Source organism: Sorangium sp. So ce185 (genome assembly GCF_051526825.1).
GTDB classification, from domain to species: Bacteria; Myxococcota_A; Polyangia; order Polyangiales; family Polyangiaceae; genus Sorangium; species Sorangium cellulosum_D.
Genome location: NZ_CP150316.1, coordinates 11,539,492 through 11,566,362 on the forward strand (window position 1 = coordinate 11,539,492; position 26,871 = coordinate 11,566,362).

A 26,871-nucleotide genomic window follows, 5' to 3' on the forward strand; every position below is an offset into this window, starting at 1 on the left:
CGGCCTCCGGGAGCCCGGCACGCTGCACCAGCCTGAACGCTGGCAGCCTGAACCCTGAGAAAAGTTTCCGACAGAAGCCAATGCTTCGCCGCAGAACCCGGTGTCGGCGAGCGGCCGCTGCGGCGCGGGCAGGTCCCCTTCCCGTGCGCGAGCCGCCGCGGCGCCTCTCGTTTTTGCGGCACGCGGACAGCTCGCTGTGGCACCATGCGCCCATGACGGAGCTCAAGACCTATGCTGGTGGCTGTCACTGCGGGAAGGTTCGCTACGAGGTCAAGGTGGACCTGAGCGCTCCCGTGGGCGTGTGCAACTGCTCGCGCTGTTCGAAGCTGGGTGTGATGCTGGCCTTCACGCCGGCAGACCAGTTCACGCTCAAGCAAGGAGGAGACGTCCTCACCGATTACCAGTTCAACAAGAAGGTCATTCACCACACGTTTTGCTCGGTCTGCGGCATCGAGTCGTTCGCTCGGGGAATCGGGCCTGACGGCAAAGAGATGTGCGCCATCAATGTCCGGTGTCTGGACGACGTCGACATCGAGTCGCTCAAGACGATGAAATTCGACGGCAAGAGCGCGTGATCGCGGCCGCGCCGGCCGGGCTCCGTGGCGGACGCGGCCGGCGCGGCCGGGCTCCGCGGGCCCGGGCGGTGGAGCCGCGGCCGGCCCTCGCCGGACCGGGGCGCGCGCCCGAGCACCTCTCGCGCGCGCCGGGCCGATCCGCGGGCGCAGGCCCGGGCAACGCGGGTAAACTGCGCCCCTGATGTCGATCGAGCAAGCAAGCGCGCTTCTGGCCTCGGCCCGGTCAGCCCTCTTCATCACCGGCGCGGGCGTGTCCGCGGCCTCCGGCATCCCGACCTACCGCGGGATCGGAGGGCTCTACAGCGAGAAGGGGACCGACGAGGGGCTCGCCATCGAGGACGCGCTCTCGGGCTGGATGTTCCAGCGGCGCCCCGAGGTCACGTGGAAGTACATCCACCAGATCGAGCGCGCGTGCCGGGGCGCGCGGTTCAACGCCGCGCACGCGGCGATCGCCCGGATCGAGCGCCGCACCCCGCGCTGCTGGGTGCTCACCCAGAACGTCGACGGGTTCCACCGGCTCGCCGGCTCCACCAACGTCATCGACATCCACGGCGATATCCGCCGCATCCTCTGCACGCGCTGCACGTACGAGGCGCACGTCGACGACTACGCGCACCTCGCCCCCTGCCCCAGCTGCCCGGAGTGCGCCGCGGTGCTCCGGCCCGATGTCGTCCTCTTCGGGGAGATGCTCCCCCTGGAGAAGGTCGAGATCCTCAAGCGCGAGCTCGCGCAGGGCTTCGATGTGGTCGTCTCGATCGGCACGTCGAGCCTCTTCCCCTACATCACCGGGCCCGTCCTCGAGGCCGCGCGCTCGGGGGTGCCGACCGTCGAGATCAACCCGGAAGAGACCACGATCTCCACCGCCGTCTCGGTGCGGCTGCCGATGCGCGCGGTCGAGGCGCTGGAGGGGATCCTGTCCCGGATCGAGCCCAGCAGCTGACCGCCCGCGCCCGGCGCGCAGATCCGAGGCGATCCCGGCGGCGCGCCGCGCTCGCTCGGCGTCGCCCCGGCGCCCCGCCGGCGCCCGTGGATTCGAGAGCAAGACCCGGAGTGCGGCCCTCCGGGCGGGGGTTAAGCTCGCCTCGTGACCCGCAAGATGCGCCGGAAGGAGACAGACGACATGCCGGGAAAGACCCATTCCCTCGCCGCCGAGGTGGAGAGCGACCCTCGCTGGACCGCCGTGATCGCCCGCGACGCGAGCGCGGACGGCAGGTTCTTCTATTCGGTCAAGACGACGGGCGTGTACTGCCGTCCGTCGTGCGGCGCGCGCCCCGCGAGGCCCGAGAACGTCGGCTTTCATCCGACCGCGGCCGCCGCGGAGCGGGCGGGCTTCCGGCCGTGCCTGCGCTGCAAGCCGGACCAACCCCCGCTGGCCGAGCGCCAGGCGGCCCAGGTGGCCGCGCTGTGCCGGCTCATCGAGCAGAGCGACGAGGCGCCGAGCCTCGAGGCGCTGGCGCGCCACGCGGGGCTGAGCGTCTTCCACACGCACCGCATCTTCAAGGCCGTGACCGGGGTGACGCCGAAGGCGTACGCGGCGGCGCACCGCGCCCGGCGGGTGAAGGCCGAGCTCGGCAGGAACGGCACCGTGACCGAGGCGATCTACGCGGCCGGGTACGGCTCGGGCGGGCGCTTCTACGAGCAGTCGAACCAGGTGCTGGGCATGACGCCCACGAGGTACCGCGCCGGAGGAGCGCAGATGGAGATCCGGTTCGCGATCGGGGAGTGCTCGCTCGGCGCGATCCTGGTCGCCGCCACCGCGCGCGGCGTGTGCGCGATTTTGCTCGGCGACGATCCGGAGGAGCTCTTGCACGATCTCGAGCGCCGGTTTCCGCGAGCCCACCTGATCGGCGGCGATGCCGGGTTCGAGCAGCTCGTCGCGAAGGTGGTGGGCCTCGTGGAGAGCCCACGCGCCCCGGTCGAGCTGCCGCTCGACGTGCGCGGGACGGCGTTCCAGCAGCGCGTCTGGCAGGCGCTGCGGGACATCCCGGCGGGCACGACCGCGAGCTACGCGGAGATCGCCGGCGCCATCGGCGCTCCGAGCTCGGTCCGGGCCGTGGCGCGGGCGTGCGCGGCCAACGCGCTCGCCGTGGCGATCCCGTGCCATCGGGTGGTGCGGAACGACGGCGGGCTGTCGGGCTACCGCTGGGGCGTCGAGCGCAAGCGCGCGCTGCTCGACCGGGAGGCGGGCGCGTGAACGCGCCGCGCAGGGCCGTCGCCCTCGCGCGCGGCGTGGACGACGGGGACGACCACGATGAGCGGGTGGCGTCGGTGGACTGGGCGCGCGTGTCGCAGGACCTCGACGCGCACGGCTGCGCGGTGATCGAGGGCCTGCTCACCGGGGCCGAGTGCGGCGACCTGGCCGCGCTGTACGCGCGCGACGAGCTCTTTCGCAGCCGGGTGGTGATGGCGCGGCACGGGTTCGGGCGCGGGGAGTACAAGTACTTCGCGCGCCCGCTTCCCGCGCTCGTCGACTCCCTGCGGACCCGCCTCTATCCGCGCCTCGCGCCCGTCGCGAACCGCTGGAGCGCGGCGATGGGCCTCGACGTGCGGTATCCGGAGGAGCTCGCGGGCTTCGTCGAGCGCTGCCATGCCGCGGGCCAGGTCCAGCCGACGCCGCTCCTCTTGCAGTATGGCGAGGGCGACTACAACTGCCTGCATCAAGATCTCTACGGCGAGCACGTCTTTCCGCTCCAGGTCGCGATCCTCCTCTCCGAGCCCGAGCGCGATTTCACGGGCGGCGAGCTCGTGATGACGGAGCAGCGCCCGCGGATGCAATCTCGACCGATGGTGGTGCCGCTGCGCCAGGGCGACGCGGCGGTCTTCGCCGTCCGCCATCGACCCGTGCAGGGCACGCGCGGCGTGTACCGGGTCAACATGCGGCACGGCGTCAGCCGTGTGCGCTCGGGGCATCGCCACACGGTGGGTATCATCTTTCACGACGCGGCGTGACGGCGCGCCGGGAGAGCGCGGGCGACGACCTCGCGCCGTCACCTCAACGCCGTGGCCCGCCGGTCACCTCGTTGCTGTAGCCTGCGGCGGCTGATGTCCGGTCGGCTCTCGCTGAGCCGGCGGGACGGGCGGGAGGCATCGAGGAGATATGGGCAAAACCTGGTTGGCGGTGGGGGCTTGCGCGTGCGCCTTGCTCGTCGCGTGCGGCGGCGACGACACGGACGGGAGCGGCGGCGCAGGCGGGAGCGGCGGCGCAGGCGGGAGCGGCGGCGCAGGCGGGAGCGGCGGCGCGGGCGGGAGCGGCGGCGCGGGCGGGAGCGGCGGCGCGGGCGGCGAGGCGAGCCTGCTCGCGCTGTACCACGCGGCCGTCGCCGACGCCGAGATCGCCGAGGAGAGCGAGCGCGTGGACACGTTGACGGCGATCGACGACGAGACCGCCGATCTCGTCCGCGACGCCGAGGATCGCGTGCTGATGCTCACCTGGACGTCCTACGCGGGCTATGACGAGCTCGTGGGCGAGGAGACGGAGCTCGGCGTCGAGGTGTGGAGCACGGCGGCGCCCGAGCTCCAGGCGTTCTGCCGCGCGAGCGGCCTCGAAGGAGCGGCGCTCTCGCTGCGGCTCGAGCAGCTGCTCGGCCTGCCGCCGGACAGCGGCAAGGATCGCGTCGTGGCGCTCTGGGTGCCGGCGGAGTCGATGTTCCGCCCGACGCCGGACCTGGAGATCGACGACACGACCGCCGATCTCGACTTCCCGGACGGCACGCCGCAAGAACACGAGGACTGGTTCAACGCCCTGAAGGCGACGTCCTATGGCGAGGATGGATATCCGTGGACGCGCCTCGGCTACACATACGACTGGAGCCCAGAGGGCCAGGAGGTCGGCCTGAGCGAGTTCGTGATCAGAAAGGGCACGACCGTCGTCGTGGAGTCGGTCACCCCGCAGGACGAGTACTGCCGTCCAGCGCAGTGACGCGCGCCGCCCCGGGCGCGAGCGCGCCCGGGGCCTCCCGGGGAGGGCCGCTCAGTCGAGCTCGGAGGGCCCGAGCGGCACCTTGCGATAGACGCGATCGACGTCGACGACGACGCCGACCGACTCGAGCTCGAGCTGCATGCCGGGGCCCAGGATGGCGAGCAGCCACCGGCCGTCCGGCTGCCGCTGGAAGTGCTCGACGCGCACCTCCTTCTGGGAGACGAGCACATACTCCACGATGGAGGGGACGCTCCGGTATTGCGCGAACTTGTCGCCGCGATCGTAGGCCTCCGACGAATCGGAGAGCACCTCGACGATCACGCTCGGGTTGATCAGCGTGTCGAGCTCCGCATCCTCGAACGCGGGATCACCGCAGACCACGGAGGCGTCGGGATACACGTAACGCCCCGTGGACGTGATCTTGACGCGCAGGTCGGAGGTGTGGACCTCGCAGGCGCGATCGAGCAGCGCGTTGCCGAGCTCGCGCTGGATGTTCCCGGCCAGCAGGCTGTGCGCGCGGGTGCAGCCCGACATCGCGAAGATCTCGCCATTCGCGTACTCGTGCTTCTGATCGGAGGCCCGCTCGAACGCGAGGTACTCCGCGGGCGAGAGCCCGGTGCGCCTGGCAGGATGTCCCATCGCGGACAGCGTACGGCATCCGCCCGCCGGAGGCGAGACGCTGCCTCCCTTCCCCCGGAAGGTCCGAAGCGGCCCACCGCCGCCCTCCTCCCCCGGCGGCTCCCCTTCCCCCAGTTCCCCAGGCGGTCGAGCTCGCGCCGTCGCCCGACTCCCCCCTCACCCCTGCTCCGTCGCCGGCGCCCCCGGCGGCGCGGCCGCCTCGGCCTTCTTCGGCTTCTTCCGCCGGCTCTCCAGCCACGCCCTGCGCTTCTCGACCCACTTGGCGAGGTCCTTCGCCAGCCAGCCGCCCTTCTGCCGCCCGACGATCTCCCGCAGCAGCAGCGCGGCCTGGCCGTGGCCGATGCGCATCGCGAACAGATCGTCCATCACGATCTTCGCCCACCGCGTCCGGCGCACCGAGTCCATGTGATCCACGAACTGCTCTATCCGGAGCAGCACCTTCGTCCCCACCCCCGTCTTGCCCGTCACCACGAGCGCCGCCGTCTTCTCCTTGTCGAGCGCCTCGAGCCTGCGGATCGCCCCGTCGATCAGGTTCGCGTGCTCCGCCCACCCGGCGCCGCCCTGCTCCTTGGCCGCGCGCACCGCCGCGAGCGCCTCGCGCAGATCGATGAGGCCGAAATCCGAGTACGACAGGAAGAACGTCAGCACCTCGCGCCGCGCCGAGGGGTTGCTCTGCATGCGCTCGATCGCGGTCCGCACCCGGTCCATCGACAGCCACCGGTAAACGAAGTCGAGCCCGGTGCCCTTGATGTTCTGCGACCCCATCAGCCGCGCGTCGAACCCCGGCGGGACCTCGCGCGTGATGAAGTCGATCACCTTGTCCCCCTTGGCGTCGGCGTTCCACAGGACCGCGATGCGCTCGAGGAACAGCTCGCGGAACGCCGCCCGGAACGCCTGGTTGGCCTCGGCGTCGGCGCCCCGCGACAGCGCCGCCTCGACCTCCGCGCGCGCCTTGTCGCGCCGGGCCAGCCGCCGCGACAGCCGCGCCGCGTGGTGGACGATGTCCGGGCGGATGTCGTCCTCGCCCGCGGGCGGCGCGTGCGCCTCCAGCGCCTTCTTCACCGCCGCCTCGATCGCCTCGGGCTCCCCCTTCTTGCCCAGGACCTCGGGGCCGCCCACGATCGCCGCCGCCGCCGCCTCGTCGATCGTCGGCAGCGCGCGCAGCATCCGGGTGAGATCGTCCTCGAACGCGCCCGCGCGCGCCGGGACGCCGACCTTCTTCATCTGCTCGTCGAAGCGCTCGAGCGCGCGCTCCTTGCCCCCGTCGCCCGTGATCACCATGTCGCGCAACCGCGCGTCGAGCCCCTCCGTGATGAACTGCATCATCCCGCCGAGGTTCGAGTTGATCAGCACCACGTGATCGACCCCGATGTCCTCGACGATGATCTGCGCGAACACGCGCGACCGCGCGACCCGATCCGCGCGGTTGTTCACCACCATCACCGTCGCCTTGCCGGGCGTCGCGTCCATGTCGTGCTTGTCGAACGCGAGCCGCGTCCAGTTCGACATGAACCCGGCGCGCTCGTTCGCGCTCATCCCGTTCGAGAACGTCAGCTTCCGCCCCCGGTACTGCACCGTCGGGTACGTCTTCAGCACGCCGAGGTCGAGGATCACGTGATCCGCGATCTCGACCAGCGCGAACTCGCGATCGACCCCGAAGTGATCCGCCAGCGCCAGCACCAGCGCCACGTTGCGCGGGTGCTCCTGGTACGGGAGGCGATCGAGGAGATCCACCGGCAAGAGATCCGCGTCGATGGGCGGGATCGCGACGAGGTTCGTCCCCTTGCGCTGCGCCTGGTCCTTGAGCAGCGGGAGCATCTGCTCCTCGGTCGTGAACGACAGCCCGTCCGTGGGCATGAAGCGCGCGATCACCCGCGCGACGTCCTCGCCCCCGGGGCCCTGGATGTCCTCGTGATCCGGGTACGCGTTCGTCAGCGTGGTGATCTCGTCGCGCATCCACTCCGAGCAGAGCGTGTCCACGAAGAGCGGCTGGAGCGCCATGCACTCCCACAGGAACACCTGGGCGCGGAGGTTCCTCCCGGCCGCGAGGATGTTCCGCTGCTCCCAGATGGTCGCCTTGTCGTAGGGGCGGTAGATGAAGATCTCCTGCGCGGGCAGGTCGCGCATCGCGTGGATGAACATCGCCTCGCAGCCGGTCGTCTTCACGACGACGTCGTACCGGAGCGCGTGGAACAGCGCGGCCTTCAGCCGCTCCGAGCCGCTCTTGCCGCGCGTGCCCCAACCGCCGATGGTGAGCGGGATGCCCCGGCGCGCGCGCTCGATCTGCGTCATGATCCACGCGGCGCGCAGCACCATGTACGCGAGGACGAGGAACACGATCCACGCGAGCTGTGTCGGGACGTTGCCCGCGGGCGACACGAGGTACGAGAGGAAGCTGTCGATCCAGACGGGCACCGACGGGCCGACGAGCCAGTCGCGGCCGAGCTGGAGCGCCGAGGGCAGCGCGACGGCGAGGTACTTGCCCGGCAGGTGCGGCTCGAGCGCGAACGGGCGGCCGTCGACCTCGCCCCCGGTGTCGCCGAGCGCGACCGTGAAGCCGAGCTCGCCGGTCATCAGCGTGAATTTCTTCTGCTCGGCCGGCTCCTGCGCCACGAGCGCGCGCATGCGGGCCTGCGCGTAGCGGTCGTAGCGCCACGTCAGCAGGGCGCGCGCGCGCAGCCGGTGCGCGAGCTTGGCCGGCGCGCGCACCGTGACCGTCCCGCGCGCCGTGATGAGGCGGATCTCACGCTGGGTCAGGCTGGCCGCGGCGAGCAGATCGTCGATGCGGGGAACGAACGGCCCCCAGCCGCCGACGGGCGGGTAGACGTGGCGCTCGCCCGGCACGCGCGTGGGCGTGACCTCCGCCATGCCGACCGGCGGCGCGACGAGCTCGCCCGCGAACAGGCGGCCGCTCGTGTGGATCCACCCCTTGCGCTTGTCCGGCATCGGGGTGCGCATCTCGTGGATGAGCCGCCAGAGGCGGAAGCCGCGCGGCTCGCCGCGCGTGAGCACGTACCGGCCCCGGCCGCGGCGCCGGAGCGTGTAGGTCATGTCGCCGCGCGAGGCGACCAGGAGCGCGCGCTCGATGTCCCGGGGCTCGGCGTCGCCCGGGATCTCGACCGGCGCGCTCTCGCCCTCGAGGAGCTCCGAGGCCGCGGCGACGAGCGCCTGCCGGATGTGCTCGGCGACCGGGCGGCTCTCGACCTCGAGCAGCCGCAGCGCCGCGGCCGCCTCGTCGGACAGATCCGGCGAGATCGCCGGGCGGCTCGCGAACTCGGCGAGCAGGTCGACGAACGTCGCCGGCGGCAGCGGGGCGTAGGGCCCGGCGCAGAGCGTGCGCACCGCCTCGAGGGCCGCGCGGGACGCGAGCGGCGGGCCGGGCTTGACGAGGGCGAAGCGGACGACGCGCTCGGCGTGCGGGACGGCGTCCGCGTGGTCGGTCGCGAAGCGCGAGAGCTCCCGCATGGCGTAGCCGCGGACGCGCGGCGACCCGTCGCCCTCGGCGACCTCGGCGAGCGCCGTGAGGGCCTCGGCGCTGCCGAGGGCGAGGAGCTGGCGCACGAGCTCCTGGCGGACGTGCTCGCTCGGGTCGTCGCGGGCGAGGAGCGCGATGGCGAGCGGGTCCGCGCTCGCGGCGGCCGCGCGTGCAGGCGGCGCGCTCGCGGCGGTCTCCGCGCTGAGCCGGGGCGCCGAGTCGGGCGCGGGCGCGTCGGGCAGCTCGGCGCCGCCCGGGCCCTCGACGGCGCCCCCGGACGAGGCTGCCTCCGGCGCGGCGCTCGGCTTGCTGCCGTTGCCAGCCTGCGCGCCGTTCCAGCGGCGCGGGTCCTGGGCGGCGCCGGCGGGCCGCGCCGCGCTCGCCGCGCGCGCCTCGCCGAGCGGGATCACGGGGGCGGACGGGCGCGCGGCCGCGCCGAGGAGGCGCAGGGCGTTGCGGCGGAGGATGGGGCCGTCCTTGTCCGCCGGGTCGCGCGCGCGGATGCGCTCGGCGAGCAGCGAGAACGCCTCGTCGGGGAAGAGGAGGACGCCGATCTCGAGCGCGGCGATCTGCACCCAGCGGGACGCGCCCACGCCGCGCGACCACGCCAGCACCGAGCGGGCCGCGTCGAGCCCGAGGTGGCCGAGCCGCTCGCGCGCCGGGATGCGGTGCAGGAGGGCGACGGCCGCGAGCATGGCGGCCCGGCGGACGGGCGCGGGGCGGCTCGGCTCGGCGTGCGCGATGGCGAGCCGGAGGACGCCGCCGTCGCGGACGACGTGCAGCGCGTCGGGCGGGTCGAGGTCCTGCGCGAGGTGGGTGAGCGCGTGGTAGGCGACCTCGATCTCGTCGAGGCGGTCGGCGATGGCCGTGGCGAAGCGCTCCTGGGCCGCCTCGAGGTCGAGGTTGCGGGCGAGCGCCGAGAGGTCGCCGGCCTGCTCGACGCGCGCGGCGGCCCAGCCGAGGGGGGAGGCGGCGCCGGTCTTCTTGCGCTCGCGCGCCCAGACGCGGAGCTGCCGGGCGAGGAGCTCGCGCCGCTCGGCCGGGGTGGCGGCCGACTGGTAGGCGACAACGAGCGCGGACTCGGCGCTGCGCAGCCGGTCGACCTCGGCGGCCGCGCCGTCGGCGCACCGGGCCAGCGCGGCGAGCAGCGCGGGCCGCGGGGGATCCTCGTCGCCCAGGTCGGCCGTGACGCGGGCGACGACCGTGGCGATGGCCCGCGGGCGGCAGCGCACCTCGATCTGGGGGAGGCTGTCCTCGACGATCTCCGCGATCGATCGCGGCGCCGCGGTCCAGGGGTCGGTCGCCTCGCGCAGGCTCACGGCGCCACCGGGCGGGATCGATCGCGCAGCGAGCGGCCTTGCGGCGGGAAGCGAGGGGCACCGTACGGCGAGACCATCGGCGGGCGAGCAGGGTACACCGTCGCGCGGAGCTGTCGCGAGCCGCTCTTCATGCGCCTCACGGCGCTGCCGGCCCGGACGAGGCGCCGCGGGCTCAGCCGGCCGTATTCGCGGTCGTCTGGAACGCGCCCCTCCGGGCGGCGGCCGCCCGAGGCGCGCGGGCCGTGGGCAGGATCGGCGGCCGTCGGCGCCGGCGCGGTCCGGCGCGGGGGCGGGCCGCCTCGGACGCGCGCCGCGCCTTCAGGGCGAGGCCTCCGCGAACGTATCGCAGTCCTCGACGCGGCCGCCCCGCATGCCGCGCTTGAACCAGGCGACCCGCTGCGCGGACGAGCCGTGCGTCCACGTCTCCGGGTTGACCCTGCCGGTCGCGCTCTTCTGCAGCCGATCGTCGCCGATCGCGGACGCGGCCTGGAGCGCCTCGTCGGCGTCGCCCTCCTCGAGCAGGTCGCGCTTCGCCGTCGAGTGGGCCCACACGCCGGCGAAGCAGTCCGCCTGGAGCTCCATGCGCACGGAGAGCGCGTTCCGCTCGTTCGGGCGCGCCGCTTGCTGCTGGCGCATTTTTCGCTCGATGCCGAGCACGTTCTGCACGTGGTGGCCGATCTCGTGGGCGAGCACGTACGCCTGGGCGAAGTCGCCCGGCGCGCCGAACCGCGCCTTGAGCTCGCGGTAGAAGCCGAGGTCGATGTACGCCGTGCGATCGGCCGGGCAGTAGAACGGCCCCATGGCCGCCTCGCCGACGCCGCAGCCCGACCTCACGGAGTCGGTGAACAACGTCAGCTGCGGCGCCGGATAGGTCTGCCCCATGCGGCTGAACACCTGCTTCCACACGGCCTCGGTGTCATCGAGGACGAAGGAGACGAAGTCGACGAGCCGCTCCTCTTCGGGCGAGCTCGCGCGCTCGCGCTGCGCGCCGGGGAGCGAGACGCCCTGGCCGAGCCCCGAGGAGAGGAGATCTTTCCCGAAGACGAGGGAGAGCACGAGCAGGATCACCGTCCCGCCGACGCCGAGCTTCGCTCCGCCGGAGACGCCGCGGAGATCTCGGAGGTTCGCACTGCGTTTCCCAGGTGTCCAGCGCATGGCAAACGCAGATATAGCGTGGAGCGCGCCTCGGGCGCCACCTTAGCTTTTCGTCAGGACGTTTTGCATTGCTCGCCTGCTGTCGGCGCCGGCGCGGGGTGGCGCGCGCGGGTCGCCGCCTGCGCCGGCCCTGAGCGGCGAGGCGCGGATTGGACAACGAGCCTGACGCTCACCCCTTCGATCGCCGGAGACACCGAGTCGGCTCACCAAGTCTCCTGACGAGCTGGCGGTGTCTCTCCTCGATCCTCTCGCGCGCTCGCAAGCGCCCCCGATCCCCTGCCAACGTCCGCATGGCCCTGGCAACCTCAGCGGCGGCGCGCGCCGCCGCCCGACGCGCGCTTGCCGTTCGCGGAGGCCGGTGGAACGATGCACGCCATCATGACGCGCACGACGCACCTCGCCTCCACCCTCGCCATCGCGCTCGCCGCGCTGGCCCTCGCCGCCGGCTGCGACGAGCCCTCCGGCGCGCCCCGCAAGGCCGCCGAGAAGCCCTCCGAGACGACGGGCGCCTCCGCCAAGCCCGCCGCGCTCAAGCCCGGCGACGCCGCGCCCGACGTGACCTTCAAGCTGCACGACGGCCGAGAGGTGAAGCTCTCCAGCCTGCAAGGCAAGCAGGTGCTCGTCTATTTCTACCCGAAGGACGACACGCCGGGCTGCACCATCCAGGCCAAGGGCCTGCGCGACGGCTGGGCCGATCTCCAGTCCGCCGGGCTGGAGGTCTACGGCGTCTCGACCCAGGACGCGCAGAGCCACCAGGCCTTCGTCGAGAAATACGAGCTCCCGTTCCCGCTCGTCGTCGACGAGGGCGGCGCGGTCTCCACCGCGTTCCGCGTGCCGCTGCGCAACGAGCTCTCCGCTCGCCAGTCCTTCCTCATCGGCAAGGACGGCAAGATCAAGCAGGTCTGGCTCGAGGTGGATCCCAAGGAGCACGCCGCCGCGATCCTCGCCGCAGCGAAGAGCTGAGCGCCGCGACCCGCGCTACAGCGGGCTCACGTTCGTCGTGAACGACGCGTTCCGCAGGAGGCGCCGCTCGGCGAGCGGCGTCGTGAAGCCGCTCTCCTTGTTAAACGTCGAGCCGGGCCCGCCGCAGCTCGGATCGGCCCCGGCCCACCGCTCCGGGCAATGCGCCATGACGTAGTCGCGATCCGGATTGCCGACGACGCCCCGCCACCGCGTGCGCCGGATGCAGGCGGCGCCGTCCACGGTCCACTCGGCCTCGAGGCTCATGCCAGAGCCCGCCGTCTCGCGCTGGATGCCGAGCGCATCCCAGACGTCGATCGCCGTCCCGGCCCGCGTGTGCGGCGCGCCGTCGCCGCAGTAGTCCGCGCGCACCATGCGGACGCACGCCTTGTGGAAGTACGAGAGATCCCTGCTCTCGCAGCGCTTCCCGTCGCACTCCGCCGTGGTCTGCCAGTCCCTGTAGCCCCACTCGGCGCACTTCGCGATCGCCGCGCCCTGGCAGGCGAACGTGAACTGGCCCCCGTCGTCCGAGAAGGCGCCGGTCACCGGATCCCAGGTCCCCTTCACCGCGATCGCCTCGACGCCCTCGCCGCAGACGTTCGCCCAGCCCGCGCCGCCGGCGTTGTACTTCACCGTGTAATAGGCGATCCCGTCGCGCTCGACGACGTTCGTGATGCGGACGATCACGATCGATCGATCGTCCAGGACCGCCTCGGCCTCCGCGCCGATGAAGTCGACCCCGCGGACGGGCTTGCCGTCGCTCGCGCGCGTCCCGACCAGCGTCGCGCCGTCGAGCGAGACCCCGTTGAAGCGGACCCCGTTGAAGCGGACCCCGTTGAAGCGGACCCCGTTGAGCTGGGTGCCGTTCAGGTAGGTGCCGTTGAAGGTGAGATCGTTGAGCGCCTGCAGCTCGAGCGCGCCCTCCGCCGGCGCCTCGTCGCCCTCGCCGCCCTCGACCTCCGCGACGCAACCGACACCCACGGAGATGAGCCCGACCATCGCCCCTGCCAGGAACCCTCGCTGAAACATGATCGCCTCCGAACGCTGACGCTCAAGCCATGACGCCCTGCGCGCCGACGATCTTCCTCCCGGCTGTCGGGCTCCGCTCCCGCGAGGGGCGCGGCATCTCTCGGCGCTGCCCGGGCGCCGCAGATCCTCGTCACCCTTTACGGAGGTGGAGGAAAGGAAGCACAGATGCGGAGCCCAATCACCGGATCGAGGAAGGTGCCGTCAACGACGGTCCGGTTGTCACTCCGGACCGATGTTTGATCGTAGAGGTAAGCCCCGCCGCGCAAAAGCACTTTGTCGACCTCTATCGACGAAATGGCCCACTCGAGGACGTTCCCCGCCATGTCGTCGACCCCGAAGGGACTACGTGAGGCAGGGTGCGAGCCCACCTCATCTGGACCCATCGTGGAGCTCTCCTTGCCATAGGTCTCATCGAAGTTGGCGTCGCCGGGAGAGAGCGTGTCCCCGTGCGGGAAGATCCGACTGTCGGCGCCCCTCGCCGCGCGCTCCCACTCGTGATCGGTGCACAGCCGGGCTCCGCGGACACGCCCCGTCTTGTGGAGCCACGCGGCATACTCGGTCGCCTGCGCGAACGAGATGCCCGTGACCGGGAAACGAAGCCAGTCCTGCTGCGCCCGGACCTCCCGCGTGGGATAGACGAGCGGCTCGCCGGCGCGCGCCGTGTAGGCCTGCACCGTGGGCTGGATCGTTAGCTGCCATACGCCGCTGGGCAGACGGCGCAGCCCGAGGGCGCCGGTCATGGCGCCGTTGCCCGCCTGGATGATGGACGGCTGCTCGCGGGACTCTCTCGGGAGCGTCTGGACGTAGTCGAGCCACTCCTGAAACGTCGTCTCGTGCCGCGCGATGAGGTAGGCGCCCGTGCTGATCTCGTGAAGGGGAACGGTCGAGAGGAACGCCCACCGGTACATGTCGTCCAGGGCGGCGCCGAAGAGGAATCGTCCGGGCGGAATGTAGATGAACCCGGGAGGGACGTCCCCCGCGGGCGGCAGCGGGATGGAGAGGCGCCGCGGCTCGCCGCGGCGGACCAGGAACGGATACCGCACGATGGTGCGGTTCCGCGCCTCGCACGTGAGCAGGTAAGAGCCCTGCGCGAGCGCGATGCCCGAGAGCGGCGTCGACCCGCGGACCCGCAGGTCGACAAGCTGCCGGCGCCCCTCCGCGTCGGTCTCGTACCGCTCCAGCGTGACGTCGGCGCCGGGGGGGTCGGTCTCGATGGCCACCTCGACGGGCGCGCTCCACCGCTGCCGGCGCACGCCGTCGGGATCGTAGGTGGTCATGCGCTGGAGCAGCTCGTCGCGCAGCGAGGGGTGGCCCCGGCCGTCCGCGGCGAGCGCGCGCTCGTAGAGCACGTCGCCGAGCAGCTCGCGCGCGTCGCGGCGGGTGCCGTCGAGCGTGAGCACCGCCTCCAGCTTCTGGCTCGCCTGCAGGTGGAGCCGCTCGGCCTCGGCGGCGCGCCTGCGCGCGCGCTCCCAGAGCGCCTCCCCCTCGTCGCGGCGCCGGCCGTCGAACGCCGCGAGCGCCTCGGCGCGGAGCGCCTCGGCCGCGGCGCCCTCGCGCGACGCCGCGGCCGAGATGTCCGCGGCCTCCTGGATCTTCCGGTCCGCCCGCGCGGCGAGCTGGCGCGCCGCCCTGAGCTCCAGCGCGCCGTAGAGCAGCGCCGCGACGAGCGGGACCCCCACGGCGAGCGCCCACCGGGCCACGCGCTGCGTCAGGACGGCGCGCCGCGACGCCCGGAGGAACGCCGCCTCGCGCGGCGGCAGATCGCCCGGATCGAGGCCCTTCGCCTCCATCAGCTGGCGCGCGCTGAAGAGCGCGTCGCGGCGCCGGCCGAGCCGCTCCCACTCGGCGGCGGAGGCGTCGAGGCGCAGGCGCATCGCCCGCTGCTCGCGCTGCTCCTCGAGCCAGTGGCGCAGCGTCCCCCACCCGTGGATCAAGGCCTCGTGGGCGATCTCGTAGACCGTCCCCTGCTCGCCCTCGCGGGCGAACAGGAGGCGGCCCTGCACGAGCGCCTCGAGCGCCGCGCGCGCCGCCTCGTCGCCGCCCGGCCGCGCGAGCTCGGCCTCCGCGCGCCGCGCCCGCGTGCCCTGCGGCGTGATGAGCTCGCCGAGCAGCCGCCGCGCCGCCGCGTGGACCGCGGGCGGCATGCGGCCGAGCACGCGATCGGCGTGGCGGGCGAGCGCGCCCTCGACCCCGCCGATCTGCGCGAGATCCGCGCTGCTGAGGGGCGCGTCGGGCGCGGCGCGGGCGTCCCAGAGCTCGGCGAGCGCGAACTGGAGGAGCGGCAGCCCGCCCTCGGCGCGGGCCGTGGACTCGACGAGGGCGTCGACGACCGCGTCCGACTCGAACGCGACCCCCTTGGCCCGCGCCGGCCCGGTGATCGCTTCCCGGAGCTTGTCCGCGGACATCGGGCGGAGCAGGTAGAGCGCGCGCTCGATCTCGTCGCCGAGGCCGGAGATGCCGGCGACGCGCGCGAGGAAGTCGCCGCGCACCGTGGCGAGCAGGCGCAGGGACGGCGAGCGCGCCGCGAAGGCGCTGAGGACCTCGCCGACGAGCGCGGCCTCGGCGGGGCCGCTGAGGGTCGCGAGCTCCTCCAGCTGGTCGATGAACAGCACGAGCCCGCCGCGCTCGCCGAGGCGCGCGCGGAGGTCGCGGACGAGCGAGCCCGGCGCCGCGCGCACGGCCTCGGCGATGCGCTCGGCGGGCGCGCCGAGGACCGGCTCGAGCGCGGCGGCCAGCGCGGCGAGCGGGCGCCGGCCGGGCACCATCATCGCCGCCTGGAAGGCGCGCCCGCCGCCGAGGGCGCCCTCGAGCACGAGCGAGAGCACGCCGGCCCGGCAGAGCGACGACTTGCCCGAGCCAGAGTCGCCGGCCACGACGAGCATGGGCTCGGAGCGCAGCCGGTCGAGGATCGTCCCCGTCTCGGAGCTGCGCCCGTAAAACACCGCGCGGTGCTCGACGTCGAAGACGAGCAGCCCGCGGTAGGGGTTGCCCTCCGGCGCGATCGAGGCGTGCCGGCTCCGCGCGAGCAGCTGCTCGAGCGCGTCGCGCAGCTCGTCGCCCGAGGCGAAGCGGGCGGCGGGGTCGATCTCGAGGCACCGCTCGATGACCGCCGCGAGCCGCGCGTCGACGCCCGGCGCGAGCGCGGCGAGGGGCCGGGGCCGCTCGCACTGGACGACGCGCGGCAGATCGAGCATCGGCACGTCGTCGTGCGGCGGGACGCCGGCGCAGAGCTCGAAGAGCAGCGCGCCGAGCGAGTACACGTCGGAGCGGCGCGTCGCCAGCTCGCCGCACCACAGCTCGGGCGGCAGGTAGTGGGGCGTGCCGCCGTCGACGCCCTTCGTCGCGTCGAGCAGCAGCGCCGCCATCTCGGCCGCCTCGCGGATCCCGCCGTCGAGCGGCTCGTCGCCGAGCGCCGCGTCGTCGCCCGCCCCGGGCGGCGGCGCGACGCCGCGGATCGCGGGCGCCTGCACCGCCGCCGGGTCGAGGAGCTTGGCGAGGCCGAAGTCGAGGAGCTTCGCCTCGCCGTCGAAGGTGAGCACCGCGTTGGCCGGCTTGATGTCGAGGTGCAGCACCCCCCGGCGGTGGGCGGCCGCGAGGCCCCGCGCGAGCCCGGCGCCGAGCTCGAGCACGCGCTGCCAGGGCATCGGCACGGTCACGCGGTCGAGGCTCTGGCCGCGGACGAACTCCGACACGATGTACAGCTGTCCCCGGAGCTCGCCCACGCGGTAGATGGCGACCACGTTCGGGTGCTGGATGCGCGCGGCGGCGCGCGCCTCGGCGAGCAGCCGCGCGCGCACCTCGGCGTCCGCCGTCTCCGCGCGGATGAGCTTCACCGCGACCATGCGGTCGAGCAGCGTGTCGTGCGCGAGGTAGACGTCCCCCATGCCGCCGCTGCCGAGCTTCTGGACGAGCCGGTACTCCTCGAAGCGGCTCGGCGGGCTGAAGCTCGAGGGGCCCGCGCTCGACGGCATCAAGCTCGACGGCGGCGGCTCTTCGGACGCCCGCGGCTGCGTCTCCGCCCCGCCGGGGGGCAGGGCGGCCTGCGAGAGGGTCGAAGCGGTTTTCTCTTTCACGAGGGCGCGCCTGGCTCAGCGGTGGCCTGACGAATATACCCGGTGCGGCCGGATGGACTCCGTATCGACACCGCCGGGGACGCCCGAAGCGACGGCGCAGGGCGCCACGTCCAGCGCTCGGGGTGTGACGCGCTGTCGCCGCAGCGCGTGATCGGACTCGATGGCTCGACGCTCCGCGGCGGAGATCAGAGCTCGGTCATGTAGAAGGTGCCGAGACACATCTCATCGTTCGTGCCTTCACCCCACACGACATCGCCGGGGACCCGCGGCTTACCGTCGATGATCGGCTGGTTCTCGGGCGTGTTGTCCCAGTGACACTCGAGCGACAGCGTGTCGCCCGGGTGGAGCACCTTGGGCTGGGCGAGCGTGTAGCTGCCCTGCCAGTGGAAATCCCAGCGCGGGATGTCGAGCACACACTCCGAGCTGCCGTCCGCCCGCTCGATCTCGAGGCGCGCGCGCTTGCCGAGCGTGTGCATGTGGAGCCCCGCGATGTGCAGCTCGATCGGCGCGCCGCCGGCGAGCGCCCGGGTGGGCTGCGCCCCCCAGCGGTGGACGACGTCGGCCTCGAAGGCGGGGATGGTCATGGCGTCGCCGGTGAGCCAGGCCGGGTTCGTCCACGGCTGCGTGGAGCCCTCCCGATCGACCGAGCTCTCCAGCATCACGTCGATCGCGGAGCGATCCGGCAGCTTCCCCGCGGTCAGCGTGTTGTAGTGGACCTGCACGACCAGCTTGGAGCCCGGCTCGATCCGGGTGCCCGTCCCCGCCGGGAAGGTGAGGCTCCCGCCGCCGGGCACCCAGCCGCCGAGCCAGCGCGGCCTGATCCCCGGCCCCCCGAAGCAGGGATAGCCCGGGCCCGGGTCGGCCGCGTCGAGGGCCTCGACGTCGGCGACCATCTCCGGCGCGGCGATGAAGGCGATCACGTGGTGGACGATGCGCTCCTCGCCGGGCCTGACGCCGAAGCCGGTGACGTAGCGCACGCTCTCCTCCGGCCAGTCGATCACGAAGCAGCGGTAGTCGTCGGGCCCCGTCTGCGGGGTGTACTCGACCGGCATCTCGAGCGTCCGGTCCACGCGCTCGAGCTCGGGGCTCGACGGCCGATCGAGCGGCGGGCCCTCCTCCGCGGGGTCGCCCACGGCCGCGCCGCCGTCGACCCACGCGGCGATGGTCTGGATCTGCCGCTCGGACAGGGACCGATCGCCCACGTAGTCGGCGCAGGCGCCGTCGGCCGGCCAGGGGGGCATGGTGCGCTCGACGACGGCCCGCTTGATGAGCGGGGCCCAGGGCACCGCCGCGTCGGGCCCCTCGAGCGAGAACGGCGCGACGCCGCCGGCGCTGTGGCACCCCGCGCAGCGCGCGTCGAAGATCGGCTTGACGTCGCGGTAGTACGAGACCGCCGCCGCGACGCCGCCGCCCGCCGCCGCCCCGGCCCCGTCATCGCCGCCGCACCCCGCGATGGCGGCGGCCAGCGCCGCGCCCAGCCATGCCGACAAGCCCGTGTAGCCCGCGCACCTCACCATGGAAACACCTGCCCTCGCGTCAGCGACGCTCGTGGATCCCGCCGTTCCCCAGCTCGCGCCGGAGGAAGAACGCGATGACGTCGGCGAGCTCGTCGCGCGCGGCCACGAGGAGCACGGTGGCGCCCCCCGCGACGATGGACGAGCCGCGCGGCGCCTCGACGCGGCCGTCGGGGCGGTAGACGCCGGCGAAGACGCACGACGAGGGGAAGCCGGCGCTGCCGGCGATGACGCTCACCGAGCGGCCCGCGACCGCCGCGTCGGCCGGGATGTCGAGCTCGAACGCCACCGACTCGCCGGCGCCGAGCACCATCGCGTGGCGGACGCCCGGGTGCTCGATGGCGGTGGCCATCGCGCCGATGAAGACGTCGATCTCGGAGAGGATCCGCTGGACGCCCGCGCGGACGTAGACGCCCCGGTAGTCGGAGTCGCGCATGCGCACCATCACGCGCTTGGCGCCCGCCGCCTGGGCGAGGAGCGCGACGGCGAGGTTGTCGGCGTCGCGGCGGAGCATGGCCACGACCACGTCGGCGCGCCCCACCTCGGCCTCCTTGAGGAGCCCGGCGTCGGTCGCGTCGCCGACGAGCGAGACGAGGCCGTGGCGCTCGAAGGCGCTGTTGGCGATCGACTCGTCGCGATCGACGATGGTCACGTCGTGGCCCGTCTTCGCGAGGTGGACCGCGACGCTCAGGCCCGCGCGCCCGGCGCCCGCGATGAGAACGCGCATCTCAGTGGCCTCCTTCGTGCTCGTGCAGCTTCATCATCTCGCGATCGATCTCGCCCACCTGGGCGTTCGCCGTCTCGTCGGCGATGAGCCCGCGCCTCGCCGCGTCGAGCAGCGCCGCCTTCTCCGCCGTGAGCAGCGCGAGATCGGTGAGGTGGTCGCGCTCCGCCTCGCCCTGGGGCGACTGGAGCGCCGCCTCGGCCGCGATCACCCGGCGCTGGAACGCGGCCCGGCGCTCCGCGTGCTCCTTGCGGGAGAGGAGGCCCGCGGCGAGCAGGTCGTCGAGCTCCGCCTGGCCGCGCCGCGCGGCGATGAGCGTCGCCTTCGCGCCGTCGAGCGCGGCGTCGGCGCTCGGGGCCGCGACCCGCAGGAGCTTGAGCAGCCGCGCGAACGGCAGCGCCTGCACGACCAGGGTCACGAAGGTCACGCCGAAGACGATCGTGATCAGCCGCTCGCGGAACGGCATGTCCTTCGGGAGGCTGAGGACGGCCGCCATCGAGAGCGCGCCCTTGATGTTGCCGACCAGCATCACGTGCTGCCAGCGCAGCGGCACGACCTCCCGCGTCATCGCCCGGAGCGCGCCGAAGCAGCCGTAGACGGCGACCGCCCGGCCCGCGTGCAGGGCGATGAGCGCGAGGCCGATGGAGGCCGCCTCGCGCACGAGCATGTCCGCCTGGATCTGCATGCCGACGAGCAGGAAGAGCAGCACGTTGAGGAGGAAGCCGGTCGTCTCCCAGAACCCCTCCAGCGCGAGCACGCGCGAGGGCTCGAGGTGGCGGCGCGCGGCCTTGCCGACGACCACGCCGGCGACCACGACGGCGATGACCGGCGAGGCGTGGAGCCGCTCGGTGAGCAGGGCCGTGGCGAACACGAGCACGAGCGAGGCGAGGATCGCGGTCAGGTGGTCCGGCGTGCGGCGGAGCAGGACCGCGCCGAGGGCGCCGAACGCGCCGCCGAGGACGGCGCCGCCGAGCATCGCCATCGAGAGCGCGCGGAAGGTGTCGACCGGGTCGAACGTGCCGCTCGCGAGGACGCGCGAGGCGATCAGCACGAGCACGAGCGCCGTGCCGTCGTTGAAGAGGCTCTCTCCCTCCATGATCGCGGCCAGCCGGTGCGGGACGCGGACGCTCCGGAAGGCGAGCAGCACGCTCACGGTGTCGGTGATGGCGAGCAGCGCGCCGAGGAGGAGCGCCGCCGCGAACGGGAGATCGAGCACCAGCGTCGCCACCGCGGCGGTGCCGAGCAGCGAGATGAGCACCCCCGGCACGGCGAGCGCGAGGATTGGCCGGCTCGCGGCGCGCAGGATGTCCGCGTCGGCGGCCAGGGCGCCCTCGAAGACGAGCACCGGGAGGAAGGCGATGAGGATGACCTCCGGGTCCATCGGCGTGTTCGGCAGCACGTCGAGGACGACGAGGACGAGCCCGATCAAGACGAGCGCGACGTTGTAAGGGACCCCGACGCGCTTGGCGCCGATGGCGACGACGGAGCCGACGGCCAGGACGAGGAGCAGGCTCTCGAGCCGCTCCCTCATGCGTCACCCCGCGGCGGCGGCACGAGGGCGACGGCCATCGGCCCACGCGGCGGGCACGCCGCGATGTGCATGAGTTCTCTGCGAGCGATCACCGTAAATCCTGCGCTACATGATCGCTCCGGAATGCGCAAGATTGGAGAGCCGTCGCCCGCGCGGTCCGGCGGGCTGCGCGCGGCAGCGTGCAGGCGAGACGCGAGCGTGCCTGTGGCCGGGGAGCGGGGAAATGTCCGAGAGGTCATGACACGACGTCCGCGGCGCTCTCGCGTCCTTCGCGAGCGGCAGTCCCCGGCGGGCGGCGGAGGCGCGTTGACCGGCGCTCAAAAGGGCCAGACGAGCGGGACGACGATCAGGGTGGTGGCCAGCACGAGGAGCTGCAATGGCAGGCCGACGCGGGTGAAGTCTTTGAATTGATAGCCGCCCGGCCCCATGACGAGGATGTTCACCGGGGAGGCGATCGGCGTCGCGAACGCGGCCGAGGACGCGAACGCCACCCCGAGGAGCAGCGGCTCCGGCGCGAGGCCCAGCGCCCCGGCCAGCCGGACCGCGAGGGGGGCCATGAGCACGGCGGTCGCGGTGTTCGAGAGCACCATCCCGATGGTCGAGGTGAAGAGCACGAGCGCGCCGAGCACCACCGTGGGGCGCGCCCCCGCGAGGAGCCCCTCGGCGGCGGAGACGACGGCCCCCATCGCGCCGGTGCGCTCGAGCGCGGCGGCGAGGGGGACCATGCCGGCGATGAGCACGACGCTCTCCCAGTTCACGGCGCGGTAGGCGTCCACCGGGCGCACGCACTGCGCGAGCACGAGGAGGAGCGCGGCGAGCAGCACGGCGATCACGTTGGGCAGCCACCCGAACGCCATGCAGACGAGCATGCCCAGGGTGATGCACAGGGCGAAGGCGGCGCGCGCGCGATCGACGAGGACGTCGCCGCGCGCGTCGGGCTCGGCGACGAGCACGAGATCGCGCCGCTCGTCGCGCAGGTTCTTCAGGTGCTTGAGCCGCCCCTTCACGAGCAGCGTGTCGCCGGCGCGGAGCTTGAGATCCCTGAGCTCGGGCGTGGCGTGGAACACCGGGAGCCAGCCGTCGCCCCGCCGGATCGACAGCACGCTGGCGCGGTAGCGGTCGCGGAACCTGGCCTCTCTCAGGGTCTTCCCCGTCAGGCCGGAGCGCCGCGGCAGCACCACCTCGGCGAGGGACTCCTCGGGCGGCAGCGAGAACACGGGGCGCGCCGAGAGCGCCTCGAGCCCGAAGCGGTCGGCGAGCGCCGCGATCGCCGCGTCGCTGCCGAGCATGCGCAGCTCGTCGCCGGCGGCGAAGGCCGTCTGCGGCACCACGCGCTGCGCCTCGAGGCCGTGGGGCCCGGGGCGCGCGATGCCGACCACGGTCACGCCGAAGTCCGCCCGCAGGTTCGCCTCCCCGAGCGTGAGGCCGGCGAGGCGCGATCCGGGCGCGACGCGCGCGGCGCGCAGGGCGCTGCCGAGGCCGTACTCCATCGAGAGATCGTCGAGCGAGAGCGACCGCGGCGCGCCCGCCTCGGCCCTGTCTCCTTTGCTGGGCAGCGCGCGGCGGCCGATCGCGACCATGTACGCCACGCCGACCGCGAGCACGACGAGGCCCGGGGCGGTGAAGCTGAAGAAGCGGAACGGCGCTCGCCCCGCCTCGCGGAGCGCCTCGCTCACGAGCAGGTTCGGCGGGGTGCTGATGAGCGTGAGGTTGCTCCCGAGGTGCGCCGCGAACGCGACCGGCATGAAGAGCCGCGCCGGCGCGATCCCGCGGCGGAGCGCGAGCGTCCCGACGACCGGGAGGAGGATCGCCACGGTCCCCGTGGAGCTCATGAAGGCGGACACGAGCGCTGTCGCGCCCATCACCGCGACGGTCACCTGGGCCTCCCCCCCGCCGGCGAAGCGTTCGAGGCGCTGGCCCAGCCAGTCGGCGACCCCCGTGTCGGTGAGCGCGGCCCCGACGACGAAGAGGCCGGCGATCATGAGCACGGCCGGGTTCGAGAACCCGGCGAGCGCCTCGGGGACGGTGGCGACGCCGGAGATCGTGAGGGCGAGCAAGGACGTCATCGCCACCACGTCGAGCCGCATGCGATCGCTCACGAAGAGGGCGATCGCGAGCCCGAGGATGACGAGAGCGACGATGGCCTCCGAGGTCATGCGGCGCGCAGCCTAGCGGCACTCCCAGGGGACCGCATCACGGGCGGACCAGCTCGCCGCGCGCCTCGCGGCGGGGCGCGCGGCGCGCTGGGGTCCGGCGTCGCTCGCGCTTTGAAACGCCGGCGGCTGCCGCTATGACAGCCGTCATGCGCGAGCGTCGTCCCAGCCAGACCGCCTCCTCCGTCGCGCTCATCCGGGCGCTCGCGGATCAGGGCCTGGTCACGCGCCTCTGGAGCGAGCCGCTCGTCGGCTTGCGCCGGCGCGAGGTCATGCGCGCCGAGGTCGAGCGGGCCGGGCTCCGCGCCTCGAGCGACACCGGCGCGGCGGACTGGGCCCGCCAGCTCGGCGCCCCCTTCGACCCGGAGAACCCCGCCGCCAACCTGCGGCTCCTCGTCGCCGAGCGCCCCGGCGCGGGCTGACCATCGGCGCGAGCCCTCGTCAGCTCCACGTCTCCGATCGCCGCGGATTGCGGGTCTCGATCGCCTCGGCGTGCCCCCGCAGCCCGCGCGCGGCGGGCAGGTTGCCGTGCGTCTCGAAGACGTCGGCGAGGGCGAGGCCGAGGATCACGATCTGCTGGGGTTTGTCCAGCGCGCCCACGGCCGGCGCCACCGAGCCGAGCAGCTCGAACGCCCGCCGCCACGCCTTCGCGGCGGCGTCCGGCATGTCGGCGTTGAGCGCCGCGTGCCCGGAGCAGCGGTGCATGTCCGCCGCGAACTCGTGGCTGCCGCGGCGGTCCGCGAGCTCTCCGGCGCGGGCGTACGCCTCCGACGCGTCGAGGAAGCGCCGTTGCTTGCTGTGCAGGCTGCCGAGCGAGGCGTAGGCCTCGGGGACGATCGCGGACAGCCCGCGCCGCTCTGCCTCCTTCAGCGCGGCGACGAACACCCGATGTCCCTCGTCGACCACGCCCGCGGCGATCAGCGAGCGCGCGCGCTGCATGGCGACGTGGATCGCCTCCTCGCCCAGCCCGCGGCCCGCGAGCAGCTCCTCGGCTTGCTTCTGGACCTGCGCAGCCTCGTTGTGCCGCCCCGCTTGAAAGCACTTGTCGGCCTCGTGCAGGAGGCGCCGCGCGGGGAGGAGATCCGGCGCGCGAAGGGGAGAGTCGGGCGCGATGCGAATCTCGAGGTCGGCGGGGAGGCGCTGCCCGCGCGCCGAGAGATCGGTGAGCAGGCGCTCGACATCCATCATGGCCGCGCTGTCGGCCTCCGGCCACACCACGCGGGACGCGCCCTCGCCGAAGCGCGCGAGCAGGTCGCCGACGCTCGAGTGGACCGGATCGACGAGGACCCAGCGCACGAGCGCGAGTTCGGGCCGCTGCGCGAGCCAGAGGACGTCGTGGGCGTACGCGCGGGGGTCGTCGACGTGCTGGGGCGCGAGCACGACGACGGCGGTCGCGTCCGGCGCGCGGGCGGCGAGGTGGGCCGCGAGCGCGCCCGCGAAGGCGTCGAGCGGCTCGCGCAGGGGGCCTGGCTCCGCGGTCGAGGTGGGCGGCTCGGCCGCCGCCGGGGCGCCGAGCTCGCGCGCCAGCGAGCGCTCGCGGGCGGCCCAGCCACGGCTGGGCCCGTAGACCGGGTCGGCCAGCACCCAGACGGGGCGGGGCGCCGGGCCTGCTTCGCCGAGCGCCCGCAGCAGCGCGAGCGTGTGCCCGTGGACGTGCGCCGGGACGATCACGTGCAGCAGGCGGGCTCGTTCGCCTGAGAAGATGGCGCTGAGCGCGCGGGCGATGTCGTGGATCATGTCGCGTCCCGGGGCGGATTCTTGCGCCGATCGGCACCGAGGCCAAGCGAATGCGCGCGCTCTGGCGCGCGGCCTCGCCGGCGCCTGCGCTTTCGCCCGCGGAGCGCCGCGCCCCGGCGATCGGGCGGCCGTAGCGCGTCGCAGGACGCCACGGTCGAGGCGATATGTCTCAGGGGACCTCGCGCCGGGGCGGGCGCGCGGCGCGGAGCGCGCGGCGGGGAGCGCGGAGCGCGCGGCGGGGAGCGCGGAGCGCGCGGCGGGGAGCGCGGAGCGCGCGGCGGGGAGCGCGGAGCGCGCGGCGGGGAGCGCGGAGCGCGCGGCGGGGAGCGCGGAGCGCGCGGCGGGGAGCGCGGAGCGCGCGGCGGGGAGCGCGGAGGAGGACGCGCGGGCGCTCGCCCCCGCTTGGCCCGCGCATTGCTGAGCGGAGGAGGCTGAACCAGGCGTGAGCGTCGTTGAAGAACCGCCGAGCGCGATCGGGGCGAGGTGCCGCTGGTCGCGTTCCGGCTCGGAGGAGAAGGTACCGTGAGAACTCTGTATCTGTCGCTGCTCGTGGGCGGCGTGGTCTTGGGTTGCGGTGGCAGCAAGCCTCAGCCGGAGGGCCCGGCCGAGAAGGCCGGCGAGGCCGTGGACGACGCTGCGCGCGACGTCAAGGACGAGGCGAAGGACGCGGCGGAGTCGACCGGCGACGCCGCCGAGGAGGCGGGCGACAAGGTCGAGGACAAGACGGACTAGAGCGACGACCGGGTTGAAACCCCGAAAATCGAACTACAGAGGCACAGAGGACGCAGAGGAACCACAAAATAACTCTGTGCCCTCTGTGCCTCTGTGGTTCGAATCTCTTCATTCATAAGCGTTCAAGTTGATCGGCGTCTAGCAGGGCCGGCCCCTCGGCGGCGTTGCGGTGTGAAGAAAGCTGGCCGGAGCGCCTGCGCCCGAGGCGCTCGCGGCCGAAGGTTGAACCCAGAGGACCCCGGCCGCGCCGCGGCGCGGCTCGCAGCGTGGAGGCAGGAACATGAAAGCGACATCATTGCTCGAGAAGCAGCACCGCAAGGTGGAGTCGATCTTCAAGCAGCTCGAGAGCGGCAAGGCGGAGCCGGCGCCCCTGCTCGCCGAGCTCGCCAACGAGCTCGTCGCGCACATGGCGATCGAGCAGGAGAGCTTCTATCCCGCCGTGCGGCAGATCAAGGAGGACCTGATCCTCGAGAGCTACGAGGAGCACGCGATCGCCGAGCTCGCCCTGAAGCGGCTGCTCTCGACGGACCCGGAGGACATCTCGTTCAAGGCGCGCGTGACGACGCTGAAGGAGCTCATCCAGCACCACGTCGAGGAGGAGGAGGAAGAGCTCTTCCCCAAGGTCGAGGAGGCCATCGACGAGAAGCGCCTCCTGGAGCTCGGCAAGGAGCTGAAGACGGAGTTCGAGCAGCGGCTGGCCGAGGGGTACGAGGCGCTCCTGCCGGCGGGCTACAAGAAGACGTCGGCGGACAAGGCGAGCCACGCGAAGCACGCGAACGGCGCGAACCCGGCCTGACGGGGCCTGCGCGCGCAGACGGCGAGCGCGCGACGGACCGGGTTCGAGCCACGGGGGCAGGGAGAGCGCAGGGCGGCGGAGGCCCTGCGCCCTCCCTGCCCCCGTGGCCGTTTTGTGGGCGTTCATGAGGGCGCGCGGCGCCGCCGGTCCGGGGCACGCGAGCGGCCGTTCGGCGGTCGACCATGGAAGAAGCAATCGGCTGGATCAGCTCCATCATCCTCGTCCTGACGGTCGGCAAGCAGGTCCACAAGCAGTGGAAGAGCAAGACGAGCGAGGGTGTCTCCAAATGGCTCTTCCTCGGCCAGCTGGCCGCCTCGGTCGGGTTCGTCGTCTACAGCTGGCTGGTCGAGAACTGGGTCTTCGTGGCGACGAACCTGCTCATGGTCGCGAACGCCCTCGCCGGCGCGCTGATCGTCTATGTGCAGCGGCGGCGGGGCGCGCCGCGGCCGGCGGGCGAAGGGCGCTGAGCCGCCAAGACGCCAAGGGCGCCAACGGAGGAGAGAGATAGAGAGAGCCTCTCCTCGCCCGCCCCTCTCCTGA

At 73.4% G+C, this 26,871-nt stretch carries 20 protein-coding genes; 10 read left to right on the plus strand and 10 right to left on the minus strand.

The features are described 5' to 3' along the window. Window positions 1–212 precede the first annotated feature (212 nt). The 5 genes from WMF26_RS42550 to WMF26_RS42570 all read left to right on the plus strand — a co-directional run bounded on the left by WMF26_RS42550 (window position 213) and on the right by WMF26_RS42570 (window position 4,494). Entirely contained in the window at window positions 213–575 is a 363-nt protein-coding gene (locus WMF26_RS42550) for a GFA family protein (protein WP_437951793.1), read from the plus strand. Between the two features lie 181 nt (window positions 576–756). Then, window positions 757–1,515, plus strand: a complete 759-nt coding sequence (locus WMF26_RS42555; RefSeq protein WP_437997376.1) for an NAD-dependent deacylase — start codon at window positions 757–759, stop codon at window positions 1,513–1,515. A gap of 180 nt (window positions 1,516–1,695) precedes the next feature. Continuing rightward, the gene (gene ada, locus WMF26_RS42560) at window positions 1,696–2,769 is read left to right on the plus strand and encodes a bifunctional DNA-binding transcriptional regulator/O6-methylguanine-DNA methyltransferase Ada (RefSeq protein WP_437997377.1); all 1,074 of its coding nucleotides are present in this window, start codon (window positions 1,696–1,698) and stop codon (window positions 2,767–2,769) included. Further along, a complete protein-coding gene (locus tag WMF26_RS42565; RefSeq protein WP_437997378.1) occupies window positions 2,766–3,524 on the plus strand; it encodes a 2OG-Fe(II) oxygenase in 759 nt (252 codons plus the stop codon). Before ada ends, WMF26_RS42565 begins: the two co-directional genes overlap by 4 nt. Window positions 3,525–3,672: 148 nt before the next feature. Further along, entirely contained in the window at window positions 3,673–4,494 is an 822-nt protein-coding gene (locus WMF26_RS42570; protein ID WP_437997379.1) for a hypothetical protein, read from the plus strand. Window positions 4,495–4,545: 51 nt separating this feature from the next. Here WMF26_RS42570 and WMF26_RS42575 read toward each other — a convergent pair whose 3' ends face one another. The 3 genes from WMF26_RS42575 to ypfJ form a co-directional block, all read right to left on the minus strand. Beyond that, window positions 4,546–5,133: a Uma2 family endonuclease gene (locus tag WMF26_RS42575; RefSeq protein WP_437997380.1), complete on the minus strand. Its 588-nt coding sequence runs from the start codon at window positions 5,131–5,133 to the stop codon at window positions 4,546–4,548. A 156-nt stretch (window positions 5,134–5,289) separates the two neighbouring features. After that, the gene (locus WMF26_RS42580; RefSeq protein WP_437997381.1) at window positions 5,290–9,927 is read right to left on the minus strand and encodes a capsule biosynthesis protein CapB; all 4,638 of its coding nucleotides are present in this window, start codon (window positions 9,925–9,927) and stop codon (window positions 5,290–5,292) included. A 318-nt stretch (window positions 9,928–10,245) separates the two neighbouring features. Continuing rightward, window positions 10,246–11,082: a KPN_02809 family neutral zinc metallopeptidase gene (gene ypfJ / locus WMF26_RS42585; protein ID WP_437997382.1), complete on the minus strand. Its 837-nt coding sequence runs from the start codon at window positions 11,080–11,082 to the stop codon at window positions 10,246–10,248. A 378-nt stretch (window positions 11,083–11,460) separates the two neighbouring features. Here ypfJ and WMF26_RS42590 point away from each other — a divergent pair, with 378 nt between their 5' ends. Continuing rightward, window positions 11,461–12,045, plus strand: a complete 585-nt coding sequence (locus WMF26_RS42590) for a peroxiredoxin (RefSeq protein WP_437997383.1) — start codon at window positions 11,461–11,463, stop codon at window positions 12,043–12,045. A gap of 15 nt (window positions 12,046–12,060) precedes the next feature. Here the strand turns inward: WMF26_RS42590 and WMF26_RS42595 are convergent, their stop codons facing one another. From WMF26_RS42595 to WMF26_RS42620, 6 genes are all read right to left on the minus strand, one after another. Then, the gene (locus tag WMF26_RS42595) at window positions 12,061–13,071 is read right to left on the minus strand and encodes an ADYC domain-containing protein (protein WP_437997384.1); all 1,011 of its coding nucleotides are present in this window, start codon (window positions 13,069–13,071) and stop codon (window positions 12,061–12,063) included. A gap of 137 nt (window positions 13,072–13,208) precedes the next feature. After that, the gene (locus WMF26_RS42600; RefSeq protein ID WP_437997385.1) at window positions 13,209–17,144 is read right to left on the minus strand and encodes an nSTAND1 domain-containing NTPase; all 3,936 of its coding nucleotides are present in this window, start codon (window positions 17,142–17,144) and stop codon (window positions 13,209–13,211) included. A gap of 185 nt (window positions 17,145–17,329) precedes the next feature. Beyond that, entirely contained in the window at window positions 17,330–18,661 is a 1,332-nt protein-coding gene (locus WMF26_RS42605) for a monooxygenase (RefSeq protein ID WP_437997386.1), read from the minus strand. 19 nt (window positions 18,662–18,680) lie between these two features. Continuing rightward, on the minus strand, window positions 18,681–19,385 hold the full coding sequence (locus tag WMF26_RS42610; RefSeq protein WP_437997387.1) for a potassium channel family protein: 705 nt from the start codon (window positions 19,383–19,385) through the stop codon (window positions 18,681–18,683). A 1-nt stretch (window position 19,386) separates the two neighbouring features. Next, on the minus strand, window positions 19,387–20,913 hold the full coding sequence (locus WMF26_RS42615) for a cation:proton antiporter (RefSeq protein WP_437997388.1): 1,527 nt from the start codon (window positions 20,911–20,913) through the stop codon (window positions 19,387–19,389). Between the two features lie 317 nt (window positions 20,914–21,230). Beyond that, on the minus strand, window positions 21,231–23,069 hold the full coding sequence (locus tag WMF26_RS42620) for an SLC13 family permease (RefSeq protein WP_437997389.1): 1,839 nt from the start codon (window positions 23,067–23,069) through the stop codon (window positions 21,231–21,233). Window positions 23,070–23,215: 146 nt separating this feature from the next. Here WMF26_RS42620 and WMF26_RS42625 point away from each other — a divergent pair, with 146 nt between their 5' ends. Next, complete coding sequence (locus WMF26_RS42625) at window positions 23,216–23,488, plus strand: hypothetical protein (protein ID WP_437997390.1); 273 nt, start codon at window positions 23,216–23,218, stop codon at window positions 23,486–23,488. Window positions 23,489–23,507: 19 nt separating this feature from the next. Here WMF26_RS42625 and WMF26_RS42630 read toward each other — a convergent pair whose 3' ends face one another. After that, window positions 23,508–24,803 (minus strand): hypothetical protein, encoded by a 1,296-nt coding sequence (locus WMF26_RS42630; protein WP_437997391.1) that lies wholly within the window; start codon window positions 24,801–24,803, stop codon window positions 23,508–23,510. Window positions 24,804–25,325: 522 nt separating this feature from the next. Between WMF26_RS42630 and WMF26_RS42635 the strand changes: the two genes are divergently transcribed. The 3 genes from WMF26_RS42635 to WMF26_RS42645 all read left to right on the plus strand — a co-directional run bounded on the left by WMF26_RS42635 (window position 25,326) and on the right by WMF26_RS42645 (window position 26,798). Further along, window positions 25,326–25,535: a hypothetical protein gene (locus WMF26_RS42635; RefSeq protein ID WP_063823571.1), complete on the plus strand. Its 210-nt coding sequence runs from the start codon at window positions 25,326–25,328 to the stop codon at window positions 25,533–25,535. A 280-nt stretch (window positions 25,536–25,815) separates the two neighbouring features. After that, window positions 25,816–26,331 carry a hemerythrin domain-containing protein gene (locus tag WMF26_RS42640; protein WP_437997392.1) on the plus strand — a complete coding sequence of 172 codons (516 nt, stop codon included), beginning with the start codon at window positions 25,816–25,818 and terminating at the stop codon, window positions 26,329–26,331. Window positions 26,332–26,513: 182 nt separating this feature from the next. Beyond that, a complete protein-coding gene (locus tag WMF26_RS42645) occupies window positions 26,514–26,798 on the plus strand; it encodes a hypothetical protein (RefSeq protein ID WP_437997393.1) in 285 nt (94 codons plus the stop codon). The last annotated feature ends 73 nt before the right edge of the window (window positions 26,799–26,871 follow it).

Excerpts from the sequence above, each read along its gene's own strand:
- WMF26_RS42550 (WP_437951793.1), top strand. The coding sequence starts at position 213 with ATGACGGAGCTCAAGACCTATGCTGGTGGCTGTCACTGCGGGAAGGTT.
- WMF26_RS42555 (WP_437997376.1), top strand. The coding sequence starts at position 757 with ATGTCGATCGAGCAAGCAAGCGCGCTTCTGGCCTCGGCCCGGTCAGCC.
- ada (WP_437997377.1), top strand. The coding sequence starts at position 1,696 with ATGCCGGGAAAGACCCATTCCCTCGCCGCCGAGGTGGAGAGCGACCCT.
- WMF26_RS42570 (WP_437997379.1), top strand. The coding sequence starts at position 3,673 with ATGGGCAAAACCTGGTTGGCGGTGGGGGCTTGCGCGTGCGCCTTGCTC.
- WMF26_RS42575 (WP_437997380.1), bottom strand. The coding sequence starts at position 5,133 with ATGGGACATCCTGCCAGGCGCACCGGGCTCTCGCCCGCGGAGTACCTC.
- ypfJ (WP_437997382.1), bottom strand. The coding sequence starts at position 11,082 with ATGCGCTGGACACCTGGGAAACGCAGTGCGAACCTCCGAGATCTCCGC.
- WMF26_RS42590 (WP_437997383.1), top strand. The coding sequence starts at position 11,461 with ATGACGCGCACGACGCACCTCGCCTCCACCCTCGCCATCGCGCTCGCC.
- WMF26_RS42595 (WP_437997384.1), bottom strand. The coding sequence starts at position 13,071 with ATGTTTCAGCGAGGGTTCCTGGCAGGGGCGATGGTCGGGCTCATCTCC.
- WMF26_RS42605 (WP_437997386.1), bottom strand. The coding sequence starts at position 18,661 with ATGGTGAGGTGCGCGGGCTACACGGGCTTGTCGGCATGGCTGGGCGCG.
- WMF26_RS42610 (WP_437997387.1), bottom strand. The coding sequence starts at position 19,385 with ATGCGCGTTCTCATCGCGGGCGCCGGGCGCGCGGGCCTGAGCGTCGCG.
- WMF26_RS42615 (WP_437997388.1), bottom strand. The coding sequence starts at position 20,913 with ATGAGGGAGCGGCTCGAGAGCCTGCTCCTCGTCCTGGCCGTCGGCTCC.
- WMF26_RS42620 (WP_437997389.1), bottom strand. The coding sequence starts at position 23,069 with ATGACCTCGGAGGCCATCGTCGCTCTCGTCATCCTCGGGCTCGCGATC.
- WMF26_RS42625 (WP_437997390.1), top strand. The coding sequence starts at position 23,216 with ATGCGCGAGCGTCGTCCCAGCCAGACCGCCTCCTCCGTCGCGCTCATC.
- WMF26_RS42630 (WP_437997391.1), bottom strand. The coding sequence starts at position 24,803 with ATGATCCACGACATCGCCCGCGCGCTCAGCGCCATCTTCTCAGGCGAA.
- WMF26_RS42640 (WP_437997392.1), top strand. The coding sequence starts at position 25,816 with ATGAAAGCGACATCATTGCTCGAGAAGCAGCACCGCAAGGTGGAGTCG.
- WMF26_RS42645 (WP_437997393.1), top strand. The coding sequence starts at position 26,514 with ATGGAAGAAGCAATCGGCTGGATCAGCTCCATCATCCTCGTCCTGACG.